This window comes from Herbaspirillum sp. SJZ107 (assembly GCF_006715485.1).
Taxonomy (GTDB): Bacteria; Pseudomonadota; Gammaproteobacteria; order Burkholderiales; family Burkholderiaceae_D; genus Telluria.
The window spans coordinates 1,045,900-1,058,861 of the sequence record NZ_VFNH01000003.1 but is presented as its reverse complement, the minus strand read 5'-3'; the positions used below and the strand labels follow the sequence as shown (position 1 = coordinate 1,058,861).

9 protein-coding genes are annotated in these 12,962 nt (G+C 65.7%); 4 read left to right on the top strand and 5 right to left on the bottom strand.

The window, feature by feature from the left end; genetic code table 11:
• Positions 1 to 9 precede the first annotated feature (9 nt).
• Positions 10 to 768: a 2-keto-4-pentenoate hydratase gene (locus FBX97_RS22815; protein WP_141836889.1), complete on the top strand. Its 759-nt coding sequence runs from the start codon at positions 10 to 12 to the stop codon at positions 766 to 768.
• Positions 769 to 869: 101 nt separating this feature from the next.
• Positions 870 to 1,229, top strand: coding sequence for a DUF1428 domain-containing protein (locus FBX97_RS22810; RefSeq protein ID WP_141836887.1), 360 nt, complete (start codon positions 870 to 872; stop codon positions 1,227 to 1,229).
• A gap of 80 nt (positions 1,230 to 1,309) precedes the next feature.
• On the opposite strand, the gene ssb is transcribed toward FBX97_RS22810, so the two are convergent.
• Both ssb and FBX97_RS22800 read right to left on the bottom strand, forming a co-directional pair.
• Positions 1,310 to 1,825, bottom strand: a complete 516-nt coding sequence (gene ssb, locus FBX97_RS22805) for a single-stranded DNA-binding protein (RefSeq protein ID WP_141836885.1) — start codon at positions 1,823 to 1,825, stop codon at positions 1,310 to 1,312.
• 244 nt (positions 1,826 to 2,069) lie between these two features.
• Positions 2,070 to 3,377 carry a PQQ-binding-like beta-propeller repeat protein gene (locus FBX97_RS22800; RefSeq protein ID WP_141836883.1) on the bottom strand — a complete coding sequence of 436 codons (1,308 nt, stop codon included), beginning with the start codon at positions 3,375 to 3,377 and terminating at the stop codon, positions 2,070 to 2,072.
• A gap of 394 nt (positions 3,378 to 3,771) precedes the next feature.
• Between FBX97_RS22800 and uvrA the strand changes: the two genes are divergently transcribed.
• Complete coding sequence (gene uvrA, locus FBX97_RS22795) at positions 3,772 to 6,621, top strand: excinuclease ABC subunit UvrA (RefSeq protein ID WP_141836881.1); 2,850 nt, start codon at positions 3,772 to 3,774, stop codon at positions 6,619 to 6,621.
• A gap of 126 nt (positions 6,622 to 6,747) precedes the next feature.
• On the opposite strand, the gene FBX97_RS22790 is transcribed toward uvrA, so the two are convergent.
• Genes FBX97_RS22790 through FBX97_RS22780 form a run of 3 tightly spaced genes read right to left on the bottom strand, consistent with a single transcriptional unit; the run spans position 6,748 to position 11,685 of the window.
• Positions 6,748 to 7,974 (bottom strand): cyanophycinase, encoded by a 1,227-nt coding sequence (locus FBX97_RS22790; RefSeq protein WP_141836879.1) that lies wholly within the window; start codon positions 7,972 to 7,974, stop codon positions 6,748 to 6,750.
• 10 nt (positions 7,975 to 7,984) lie between these two features.
• Entirely contained in the window at positions 7,985 to 10,711 is a 2,727-nt protein-coding gene (locus FBX97_RS22785) for a TonB-dependent receptor (protein ID WP_141836877.1), read from the bottom strand.
• A 29-nt stretch (positions 10,712 to 10,740) separates the two neighbouring features.
• Positions 10,741 to 11,685 (bottom strand): MurR/RpiR family transcriptional regulator, encoded by a 945-nt coding sequence (locus FBX97_RS22780; RefSeq protein WP_141836875.1) that lies wholly within the window; start codon positions 11,683 to 11,685, stop codon positions 10,741 to 10,743.
• Between the two features lie 158 nt (positions 11,686 to 11,843).
• Between FBX97_RS22780 and FBX97_RS22775 the strand changes: the two genes are divergently transcribed.
• A complete protein-coding gene (locus FBX97_RS22775; RefSeq protein ID WP_141836874.1) occupies positions 11,844 to 12,962 on the top strand; it encodes a succinylglutamate desuccinylase/aspartoacylase family protein in 1,119 nt (372 codons plus the stop codon).

Here is a 12,962-nt window from a genome sequence, read left to right as displayed (position 1 = left end):
CGATAGACAATGACAAGCACCCCTGAAGAACTCGGTATCCTGCTCAGCGATGCCCATGCACAGAAAGCCGGACAGGTGACCGTGCCGGCGCACCTCGAACCGGCGAGCGGCGCCGATGCCTACCGCGCACAGCAAGCCTTCCTGCAACGCCGCGGGCTCGACATCGGCGGCTGGAAGATCGGCGCCAAGTCCGAAGACGGCCCGATCCAGGGCGCACCGCTGCCGCGCCAGGGCATTTACGCGTCCGGTGCCGCTGTGGCGCGCAGCGATTTTCCGGTATTCGGCATCGAGCTCGAAATCATGTTCCGCTTCGGGCGCGATTTCCTTCCAGGTTCCGCTGCGGTGACCGAGGAGCAGGTGCTGTCCGCCATCGACGGTATCGCGGCCTCGATCGAGATCGTCTCGAGCCGGCTGACAGGCTGGCCCGACGTGCCCAAGCTGAACCAGCTCGCCGACCTGCAGAACCACGGCGCGCTGATCGCCGGCGAGTTCGTCGCCTACGATGCCGGCGTCGACTTCCGCAGTCCGCAGGCGCACCTGGTGCTGAACGGTCGCGACGTATTCAAAGGCGCCGGCACCAACCCGGCCGGCGATCCGCGCCGCCTGCTGCACTGGCTGGTCGGACATTGCAACGCGCAGAACATTGCGCTGCCGGCCGGGACGGTCATCACGGCCGGTTCGTACACGGGGATGCTGTTCCCCGAGGAAGCCGGCCTGGTCGTGGGCGAGATTGCCGGGCTGCCGCCGGTGCGCTTCGACATCGCCTGAGCTTCATCCTTGATCTGTGCCTGACCCGCTTGCTGCCGCGGCGGGATTTTTTCGGCTGCCGCAACGGTCTATATTGGGGACACTCATCACAGGAGAACGCCATGCCGTATGTCGATGGTTTTGTGGTGCCTGTTCCACGGGCCAAGCTGGACGCCTACAAGGACATGTCCAGGGCCGCGGGCAATATCTGGCGCGAACACGGCGCACTCGAGTTCCGCGAATGCATCGGCGATGATGTCAAGCCGGGCAAGCTGACTTCGTTTCCGCAGAGCGTGATGCTGGAGGATGGGGAGGTGGTGGCGTTTTCGTGGATCGTCTACGCATCGCGGGCCAAGCGCGACGAGGTCAACGAGAAGGTGATGAAGGATCCGCGCATGGCCGAGTTCATGAAACCGGAGAGCATGCCTTTCGATGGCAAGCGGATGATTTATGGGGGGTTCGAGATGGTGGTGGATGTGTAAGCCCGCTTGAATGAAAAAAATCCCCGCAGCCTGAAAGCTGCGGGGATTTTTCGAATCAGGACGCGAAAAACGCGGCGCGATCAGAATGGAATATCGTCATCCATATCCGAGAAGTTCGCAGCCGGCTTCGGCTGCGGACGGGCTGCCGGTGCCGGCGGCGCCTGGCGCTGCGGTGCCGGACGGCTCGGCGGGGCGTCGTAGCCGCCACCGCCACCGCCGTAGCTGTCGTCGCCACCGTAGCTGTCGCCGCCGCCCATGCCCTGGCGGCCGCCCAGCATCTGCATGTTTTCAGCGATGATGTCGGTGGCGTAGCGTTCGATGCCGTCTTTATCGGTGTACTTGCGGGTCTGCAGGCGGCCTTCGACGTAGACCGACGAACCTTTTTTCAGGTACTGGCCGACGATTTCGGCGAGGCGGCCGAAGAAGGAAATGCGGTGCCATTCGGTCAGCTCTTTCTGCTCGCCCGAGTTGCGGTCCTTCGACTTGTACGAGGTCGCAACCGCGATGTTGGCGATGGCGTCGCCGCTCGGCATGTAGCGGATTTCCGGGTCGCGGCCGAGATTGCCGACGATGATGACCTTATTGACTGATGCCATGGTGAAACTCCTAAGTTGATCCCCGACTCTGCGTGTTGACTAAGTGCCGGAGAGGCTGTTGATTTGCGTCCGTTATTATGCCTGTTTGCTTGCCCTGATAGGCAACTTTTTGCAGGTGTTGCAGGCTGGCGGACGCCCCGTTTTCCGACATCCGCTCAGACCACGAAAATGGGGGCGGAGTGCCCCATTTGGAAGAGATACCGGTCAAAATTCTTGAGGTAACAATGCGCTAATTAATGGCGCGTCATGACTGCAGGTTCACCGCCGTGACCGCCCCTTTGAACGGCGTGATGTACAGCACCCCGTTCGGCGAGATCGACAGCCAGCCACCCTCCGGCGTGCGCCACACGACTTTGCGGGTCGCGATGTCGATGGCATAGGTGCCGCTGTCCGACTGCGGAGTGCTGCTGACGAACAGCAGGTTCCTGGTGGCCAGGATGGCGTTCGCCCCCGACGTCGGTGCCGGCGTCGGCATGCTCCACAGCAGCTTCCCGGTTGCCCTGTCGATCGCCTGGATCGCATTGCTGGCAATACCGTACAGCACGGGTCCCGGCGGCGCGGCCAGTTCCAGCAGTTCCGGGCCCTGCCACTTGAAGGTGCCGCGCTTCAGGTCGGTCGCGACCAGGCCACCCGCGGCGAGTGCGTACGCCGTCCCATCGGAGACCATGCCCGGCATCGGCGCATCGGTGAATTGCCGGTGGTGCTCGAGCACCGTTTTGCCGGTGCGCGCATCGACGGCGAGCAGGCCGCCGCTGGAAAAGGCGGCGTACACCCGGCCGCCCTCGACGGCCGGCGCAAAGGCGTGGTTCGCGGCGCCGGCCCACTCGCTTTCCCACAGCAATGCGTGCGTCGCAGCATCGAACTTCGCAAGCAGTTTGCCGCCGGCGCGGTCGTTCACGTAGATGCCGTCACCCGCGATGACCGGCGCCATGCGCAGGTCGGCCGTCGAATGGCCGGCCATACGCCGGGCCGGCATCGTCCGCTTGTCGAGCAGTTTTCCGGTGCGCTGGTCGAAGAACCACAGGACGTCGCCGTCCAGGCCGGCGGCGCTGCTCAGTATGACCTTGCCGTCATGGGTGGCGGGCGGGTCGACGATGTCGAGCTGGCCCAGCGGTGCGGTCCAGTTCTGCTTGCCGCTCGCTTCGTCGATCGCATGCAGGCGCCAGGTCCCGCCGGCGTCGCGGACCACGGCGAAAGCCTGTCCACCGTCGAGCGCAAGCTGGGCCTGGGATACCGAGGCGCCGGCAGGCAGCGTCCAGCTGAAACGGTGCGAGAATTTTGCCGGATCGAAGGTAGCGGGCACGTAGTTGGTGTGCCCCGGATTGCCGCCGGTCGTCGACCAGGCGGGCACGCCCGGAATGGCGGACAGCGCCGTCAATCGGGCCGGCGCCGGCTGCGGCGCCACGATGGCGGGCGCGTCCACCTGCGCCGTCGCCGTCGCCGTCGCCGTAGCCGCGGGCAGGCTGGCCGCGGCGCGGTCAGCGCTGCTGCCGCAACCGGCTTGCACGACGGCGAGCATCATCAGGCCAAGCGGACCCAGAACGGTTTTCATGATTGAAGCCAGGAATGAAGTATGAAAGGGCGGGAAGTATTCCACCGTCCGCCACGCCTCTCAATTCCATAGCCTCAGATACCAAAAGTCATTAAGAAATTCATACTTTTGATGAATCGCCATCCATGCACCACAAATTTATTTTCAGATTTTGATCGCTTTGTCATTGAAGAGCGCTTGAAACAGCCCACATAGATGCGGTCCCTGTGGAATCCGTTGCGTCTGCTTGCAAGACTGCCATGCAAGGATATTCACGCTGGCACGAGCGCTTCAGCGGCACGTACGGGCAAGAATGAAACCGGCTATAGTTAACGGTTCTCCCCGATTGGCCCGCCCACCGCGACAGTCTCGTGCGCCGGCCCTCAAACCATGTGAAAGGCTTCAAAACAAGCTAATGGAAGAAATCCGAATCCGCGGCGCCCGCACGCACAATCTCAAGAACATCAACCTCGATCTGCCGCGCAACAAGCTGATCGTGATCACCGGCCTGTCGGGTTCCGGCAAGTCCTCGCTCGCGTTCGACACGCTGTACGCCGAGGGCCAGCGCCGCTATGTCGAATCGCTGTCGGCCTACGCACGCCAGTTCCTGCAGCTGATGGAAAAGCCGGACGTCGACCTGATCGAGGGCCTGTCGCCCGCGATCTCGATCGAGCAGAAGGCGACCTCGCACAATCCGCGCTCGACCGTCGGCACCGTCACCGAGATCCACGATTACCTGCGCCTGCTGTACGCGCGCGTCGGCACGCCCTACTGCCCGGACCACTCGCACGAGCCGCTGGCCGCGCAGACCGTATCGCAGATGGTCGATGCCGTGCTGGCCATGCCGGAGGGGACCAAGCTGATGATCCTGGCGCCGGTCGTGGCCAACCGCAAGGGCGAGCACGGCGACCTGTTCCAGGCGATGCAGGCCCAGGGCTTCGTGCGCTTCCGCATCCAGAGCGGCACCGGCACGGCCAAGATCTACGAGATCGACGACCTGCCCAAGCTGAAGAAGACCGAAAAGCACACGATCGACGTCGTCATCGACCGCATCAAGGTGAATGACGAGATCAAGCAGCGCCTGGCCGAGTCCTTCGAGACCGCGCTGCGCATCGCCGACGGCCGCGCCGTGGCCTACGAAATGGATACCGAGAAGGAGCACATCTTCTCGAACAAGTTCGCCTGCAACGTCTGCGGCTATTCGCTGCAGGAGCTGGAGCCGCGCCTGTTCTCCTTCAATAACCCGATGGGCGCCTGCCAGGAATGCGATGGCCTGGGCCACATCGAGTTCTTCGATCCGAAGCGCATCGTGGCCTTCCCGAACCTGTCGCTGGCGTCCGGCGCCGTCAAGGGCTGGGACCGCCGCAACCAGTTCTACTTCCAGATGCTGACCAGCCTGTCGCAGCACTACGGCTTCGACCTGGATAAACCGTTCGAGCAGCTGCCGAAGACGGCCCAGGATGCCGTGCTGTTCGGTTCCGGCAAGACCGCGGTGCCGTTCGCCTACGTCAACGAGCGTGGCCGCACCGTGATCCGCGAGCACACCTTCGAAGGCGTGGTGAACAACCTGCAGCGCCGCTACCGCGAGACCGATTCGATGGCGGTCAAGGAAGAGCTGGCGAAGTTCATCAACGAGAAGGAATGCCCGACCTGCAACGGCGCGCGCCTGCGTACCGAAGCGCGTTACGTCAAGATCGGCAACGGCGAACAGCAGCGCGCGATCTACGAGGTCGCCAAGACCCCGCTGCGCGACTGCCTGAAGTACTTCGACGGCCTCGAACTGACGGGCGCCAAGAAGGACATCGCCGAGCGCGTGATCAAGGAAATCGTGGCGCGCCTGAAATTCCTGAACGACGTCGGCCTGGATTACCTGTCGCTCGACCGCAGCGCCGACACCCTGTCGGGCGGCGAGGCGCAGCGTATCCGCCTGGCCTCGCAGATCGGTTCCGGCCTGACCGGCGTGATGTACGTGCTGGACGAGCCGTCGATCGGCCTGCACCAGCGCGACAACGACCGCCTGATCGCGACCCTGAAGCACCTGCGCGACATCGGCAACAGCGTGCTGGTGGTCGAGCACGACGAGGATGCGATCCGTACCGCCGACTACATCGTCGACATGGGTCCGGGCGCCGGCGTGCACGGCGGCGCCGTGATTGCCGAGGGTTCGCTCAAGGACATCATGAAGAACAAGGAGTCGCTGACCGCGGCTTACCTGTCCGGCAAGAAGAAGATCCACGTGCCGAAGAAGCGTACCGTGGCCGATCCGGAGCGCCAGATGGTGATCACCGGCGCCACCGGGAACAACCTGAAGAACGTGTCGCTGGAGCTGCCGGTCGGCCTGATGACCTGCGTGACCGGCGTCTCGGGTTCCGGTAAATCGACGCTGGTAAACGACACGCTGTACCCGGCCCTGTCGCGCCACCTGTACGGTTCGCAGACCGAGCCGGCGCCGCACGACGCGATCCACGGCCTCGAGCACTTCGACAAGGTGATCTCGGTCGACCAGGCGCCGATCGGCCGCACCCCGCGCTCGAACCCGGCCACCTACACCGGCGTGTTTACTCCGATCCGCGACCTGTTCGCGACGGTGCCGACCGCCAAGGAACGTGGCTACAGCGCCGGCCGTTTCTCGTTCAACGTCAAGGGCGGCCGCTGCGAAGCCTGCCAGGGCGATGGCGTGATCAAGGTCGAGATGCACTTCCTGCCGGACGTGTACGTGCCGTGCGACGTCTGCCACGGCAAGCGCTACAACCGCGAGACGCTGGAAGTCCAGTACAAGGGCAAGAGCATCACCGAAGTGCTGGACATGACGGTCGAGGATGCGCACGAGTTCTTCAAGCCGGTGCCGGTCATCGCGCGCAAGCTGCACACGCTGCTGGACGTGGGCCTGGGCTACATCAAGCTGGGCCAGAGCGCGACCACGCTGTCGGGCGGCGAGGCGCAGCGCGTCAAACTGTCGCTGGAACTGTCGAAGCGCGATACCGGGCGTACGCTGTACATCCTGGACGAGCCGACCACCGGCCTGCACTTCGCCGACATCGACCTGCTGCTGAAGGTGATCCACCGCCTGCGCGACCAGGGCAACACGCTCGTCATCATCGAGCACAACCTGGACGTGATCAAGACCGCGGACTGGATCGTCGACCTGGGACCGGAAGGCGGTGCCGGCGGCGGTACGATCGTGGCGCATGGTACGCCGGAGGAGGTGGCGGAGAATCCGGAGAGTGTGACTGGCAAGTACCTGAAGCCGTTGCTTAAGCAGTAAATATCAGCATGGTGGCTGTATCACCGTAGTCACCACAATACGTCGCCCCTGCGCAGGCAGGGGCCCAAGTTCGATGCGCCGTCGAAACGCGTATAACTTGGGCCCCTGCCTTCGCAGGGGCGACGGCTATTGAGCTGCCTGCTCCACCGTATAAAACGGCTGCCGCACCCTCACCGGCCGCACATCCATCCGAATCCGGTAAATCGAAAACGCATCCTCGCGGTTGGTGGCAAACTCGCCGCTGTCCGGCATCCGCGTGAACGTGAACTCGAACCCACGCTCGGCCATCGGGCTGCCGGGCGCATCGAAGGCCACGCCGACCGCGCGCTGCTGGTCGCTGTCGACCAGCTTCTCCAGCAGATTCACCACCGTGGTGTTACCCAGGATATCCGTGTAAAAAATCGGCGGGCGGTGCTCGGGCACCGCTTCGTTGATGCGCTCCTTGCCCGGTCCTGGATAAAAGGTGCGGGTGGCCAGATTGAAACGGTCGCCGCTGTCCAGGTAGCTGATGCGCGCGTTGGCCAGGTTGAAGCCGGGCTGCGTCTTGTCGCTGGTGGCCTGCGCCAGCTCGAGCACGATGGCGCCGCGGTAGCCGATCATGGTGACGTCGCGTCCCGGCCCGATCACGGCGGCGGTGTTCTCGTCGATCCCCAGTCCCAGCACATAATGCTTGGCCAGCATCGCCGGCAGCATGCGCGCAAAGCGGCCGCGCACCAGCAGGTGCTGGTCGACGAAGACGTCGTCGCCGATGAAGCCCAGGCCCGGCGCCACGTCCTTGCCGTCCACCACACCGTTCTTCAGCACTGGCAGCACCTCGGCCGGCGGATCGTAGAACATGGTGCTGCTCATGATGGCGGCGCCGGCGCTGGTGCCGGCGATGACGCCGCCGCGCCGGTACAGCTTCCACAGCGCGTCCAGCACGGCGGTGTTGCTGCCGTCGGGGTGGCGCAGCGCGGCGGTGATGCGGGCCTGGTCGCCGCCGGTGAAGAACACGCCGCCGGCATCCGCCAGCGCGCGTGCCAGCGCCGGATCGTCGGCATCCTTGCGCACGTCGCGCCCTGGCAGGCGCGGCGCGATCGGCACCACGAAGGCTTGCGCGCCCTGGCGGTTCAGGTTGGTTACGGTGAGCTGCCCTTCGCGTTCGGGATTGCCGGCCGCCGTCGCCAGCACCGCGATGCGCGCGCCCTTGCCGCCCGCCAGCGCGACGATCTTTTGCCACACCGCGGCATTGTCGGCCTGCAGGCCGCCGCCGATGATGACCAGTGATCCCTTGGGCGCCTCGGCAGCCGCCGCGCCGGTCACCGCAGCGCCGGCCAGCGCCAGCGCCACCGCACAACACAGTCGCTTCAACATGGGCGGCCCATCACTTGAACGAGTAGTTCACGCTCACGAAGGCGCTGCGGCCGCGCGGATCGGTGTAGCTCGGGTCGTACCCGGCCAGGAAGAAATATGCCTGGTTCGAGAACGGCGGATCGGTGTTCAGCAGGTTCAGCACGCCGGCGCGCAGCTTCAACTGTTTATTGATCGCCCAGCTGCCGGTCAGGTCCCACAGCGAGTACGACTTCACGTGGTTCGGCGGCAGCAGCGCGTCGGTGTACGGGTCGTAGGTCGTGTTCTGGTCGGTGTAGCCGGACGAGTACTGGTTCGCCAGGGTCAGGCTGTAGGGACCCGCATCCCAATCCAGGCTGATGCGGTGGCGCCAGCGCTGGATCACCTGGTCGTTCAGGAACACGCCGAGGTTGGTGCGGTAGGGTTCGTCCGGACCGAACTGGCGATCATAGCGCAGGATGTAGGTGCCGGACAGGCTGAGGCCGAGCCGTCCCCAGGCGCCGCGCTCGCTGTGCCAGTCGGCGCCGAGGTCGATGCCGGACGTCTTCAGGCGGCCCTGGTTTTCCTTCATCAGCAGGATGTTGGAAATGAAACCGTCTTCGTCGCGCTGGATGTACTTGCCGTTGTAGGCGTCGGGATTCTCGATGATGACCTGCTCGCCCAGCGTGCTGATCACGTCCTTCTTCTCGATGTTCCAGTAGTCGATCGAGAAATTGGTGCGCTTGTCCAGTTCGACCACGGCGCCGAGCGTGAACTGGCGCGATTTCTCCGGCTTCAGATCCGGGTTCGAGCGGCGCTCGACGTTCCACTGGTCGGTGCAAGTGTCGATGCTGCCTTCCTGGCGCACGCACTGCGGGTCGGTCAGGATGCCGGCCGAGGTGCCGAAGATGGTCGGGCGCTTCAGGTCGGACAGCGAAGGCGCGCGGAAGCCGGTGCCGGCCGAGCCGCGCAGCAGCAGCGACTTGGTCGGCTGCCAGCGTACCCCGATCTTCGGGTTGGTCGTGTTGCCGACTTCGCTGTAGTGGTCGTAGCGCAGCGCGAACTGCATCTCGAGTTCCTTGGTCAGCGGTGCGATCACCTCGGTGAACACCGAGGCCACCTTGCGCGCATCGTCGAGCGTCTCGACGTCGGCCAGCTGGCCCGGTGCCAGCGTGCTGTCGCGGTCGCCGGCGATGTTGTTCGAACGGAGCAGGTCCGACGGATTGAACTGCTGGCGCTCGTGGCGCAGCTCGCCGCCGACGGCCAGTGCCAGGTCGCCGCCGGCCAGCGTCGTCAAGGAGCGCGACATCTTGCCGTCGAGCGAAGTCGACACGCCCTTGGCCTTGCGCGCCTCGTCGTTGATGCGGATGCCGTCGATCAGGTCCTGGCCGGCCTGCGACGACGGCGCAAACGGATTGACGGTGCCGTTGCGCACTGCCGCGTCGAACTGGTCGTACAGGACGTAGCCGTTCACGTACTTGTCGTTGGCGCGGTTCTCGGCGCGCGACACGGCGACGTCGTAGTCCCAGCCCCGCAGGGTGCCGCTGGCGCCCAGCACCAGGCGCTGGCCGGTGCTGGTCACTTCGTTGCTGCGGTTGCCGGCTTCGGCCATGCGGTAGCGGATGCCGCTGAAGGTATCGGGCAGGCCGGGACCGGTCAGCGCGTTGCGGTAGGCCGTCGGCAGGATGCTGACCGGCAGGTTGCGGATGCGGACCGGATTCGGCGACAGCACATACTTGGTGCGGGCCTGGGTCTGCACCAGTTCCGCGAACAGCTGGTTGTCCGGATCCAGCTGGAAGGTGGCGCGGCCGATGAAGCCGATCTTGCGCGACTCCGGATAGATCTCGGTGTCTTCCATGTAGTCGTAGCTGCAGCCGGCCGCGCCGCCCGGTCCCTTTTCGGCATACACGGTGGCGGGCGGGTTGCAGTCCGGTGCGCTCGGGTTGACCCGGCTGACCCGGCTGCCGGCGGGCAGCAGGCCGGCGCCGATCAGGGCATTGCGCTGGGCGGCCGAGATGTCGATATTCGCCGGGAAGGTGTTGCTCGACATCTGCGCCGGCAGCGTGGTGGCCAGCGGACGGTCGCGGATGAAGCTGCGCTGGCTGGAGCGCATGCGATCCAGCTGCTGCACGTCGAGCACGCCGAACACGTTGAAGCGGTCGTCCGTCAGGCTGCCGGTGCCGGCGCTGATGCTGGCGGTGCGCTTGCCGGCGCCGCCCTGCTCGGTCCCGGCGGCGGAGGCGGCCACGTCCACGCCGGTGTAATCCTTGCGCGTGATGAAGTTGATCACGCCGCCGATGGCGTCGGTGCCGTAGATCGCGGAGGCGCCGTCCTTCAGCACCTCGACGCGCTGGATCGCGCCGGCCGGGATGTTGTTCAGGTCGACGCCGGCGTTGTCGCCGGGCGACGCGAAGTTGGCCAGGCGGCGGCCGTTCAGCAGGATCAGCGTCGACGACACGCCGATGCCGCGCATGTTGGCGCCGTTGAAGCCGCGCTGGCCGGAAGTGCTGTCCGAGATGCTCGGGCCGTCGGTCAGCGGCGCGGTGTTGGCGCTGATGTTCTTGACCAGTTCGGCGGCGGTGGTGGCGCCCATCTTGTCGATGTCCTCGCGCGTGATCAGCTGCACGGGCAGCGCGGTCTCGCTGTCGATGCGCTTGATCGACGAGCCGGTGATCTCGACGCGCTGCATTTTCGGTGCTTCCTGCGCCCAGGCGGACTGGCCCATCAGGCCCAGCGCGGCGGCCACGGCCGACGCCAGGACGGTCTTCGACATCTGCTTCATATGCAATGCTCCCTCTCTCGGTGGGTGACTCAGGATTTTTTGTTGGTGGCGCGTTTATGGGTGCTGCGGATCTGGTGTTCGCCAACCAGGTAGGCGGCAATCGCCCCGGTATGGCGCGCCGCCTTGGCGACATTGGCTTTATTGGAAGTCATCAGCGATACCGCCAGCGCTTCGATGACCGCCAGCGCAGCGCTCGAGCTGCTGGGCAGCACCGGATGCGTGCTGTGCGCGTACAGCACGTGGTGTCCGAGCGCCGCCAGCGGGGACGCGGGCGAATCGGTGATGGACACGATGGTGGCGCCGCTGTCGCGCGCGAAGCGGGTCAGCGACACCGCATCCAGCGTGTAGCGCGGCAGCGAGATCACGACCAGCACGTCCTTGGCGGTGATGGTGGCCAGGTGGCTGGCGGCGACCTCGGTGCCGCCGCCGACGGCGACGTCGATCACATGGCGGCAGAACGGCTGCAAATGCATCGCCAGCGCCCCCGCCAGGAACGAGGACAGGCCGAAGCCGAGCACGTACACCGCGCGCGCCTTGGTGAGCATGGCGCCGATACGGTCGATCCGGTCGCCGGCCAGCGCGGCGCTGGTGGCGGTGATGGCTGCCTCGGCATAGCCCAGGCTTTCCAGTGCCGGGGATTGGACGGCGCGGCGTGCGATCGTGGAGCGCAGCTTCTCGACCGGCTGCAGTACCGATTGCAGCGTCTCGGCCACCGCGCCGCGCATCGCCGCGTAGTTCCTGAAACCGAGGTCGCGCGCGAAGCGGCTGATGGTGGCGGTCGACACCGCGCAGGCCTCGGCCAGTTCCTCGACGCCGAGCGCGGTCACGCGCACCTGGTTGCGCAGCAGGTAGTCGGCGATCGCGCGATTCGACGCCGATCCCTCGGCCAGCATGTGCCGCAGGGCCTGGCCGAGCCCGGACTCGGCAAAGCCGATGTCGGGCGTGGCAGCGCTGGAGGAGGCAGCAGGGGTCATCGTCGCCTTGGATGAAAAATTAGCTTTTTTACTCTAATCTAGTTGCATTCAAGAACTCAACAAGATTCTGAAAATAATCCTTCATCGATTTACCTTGTGTAAAAATTCATACATAATCGATCGAACAAAGCCATCGACCGGCGTCCGGAGACTGCAACATGCCTATACAAACCCATCCGATTGCAGACGAACCCGGCATCGCCGCCTACCGGTTGACGTCCTGCCATTACGGCAACCCCGGCCGCGGCAAAAAGGCGTACATCCAGGCCTCGCTGCACGCCGACGAGGTGCCGGCCATGCTGGTGGCCCACGTCCTGAGGCGCGAACTCGAACGGCTGGATGCCGAAGGGCGCATCCACGGCGAGGTGATCCTGGTACCGGCCGCGAACCCGATCGGCCTGTCGCAGCTGATCCAGGGCACGCCGTTCGGGCGCTTCGACCTCGGCACCGGCATCAATTTCAACCGCGACTTCCTGCACGTCGCCGGCGAACTGGCGGCCACCCTGGCCGGCCGCCTGGGCAGCGACGCGGCGCAGAACGTCGCCGTCATCCGCGCCGAGGCACGCGCCGCGGTCGCCCGCTGGGATGCAAACGGCGCCACCGCGGTCCTCAAGAAAACGCTGCTGTCGATGGCGATCGACGCCGACGTCGTGCTCGACCTCCACTGCGACAACGAAGCGCTGCTGCACATGTACGCCGGCACCGCGCTGGCCGCGCGCGCCGAGCCGCTGGCCGCCCTGCTCGGGGCGCGCGCCCTGCTGCTGTCCGGCGCCTCCGGCGGCGAACCCTTCGACGAAGCCTGCAGCCGCCTGTGGTGGGACCTGGCCGACCACTTCGGTCCGGAGATCCCGATTCCACCGGCCTGCGCTGCCATCACGGTGGAGCTGCGCGGCGAGATGGACGTGCGCTACGACTACGCCGAGCGCGATGCGCAGGCGCTGCTGCAGTACCTGGCGCGCGAGGGCGTGCTCGACCTGCCGCCGGCGGCGGCACCCGATGCCCTGTGCGCGGCGACCCCGCTCGAAGGCGTCGAGCCTGTATATGCGCCGCAGTCGGGGGTGCTGGTGTTCCTCAAGGCGCTGGGCGACCAGGTGCTGGCCGGCGAAGCGGTCGCCGACATCGTCAACCCGGTCAGCGGCGCCACCACCACGCTGCGTGCGCAGCGCGGCGGGCTGCTGTTCGCCTCTACCGCGCACCGCCACCTGCTGCGCGGCATGCAGGTCTGCAAGCTGGCCGGCGCCACGCCCTTCCGTAGCGGTTCCCTATTAAGCCAGTGA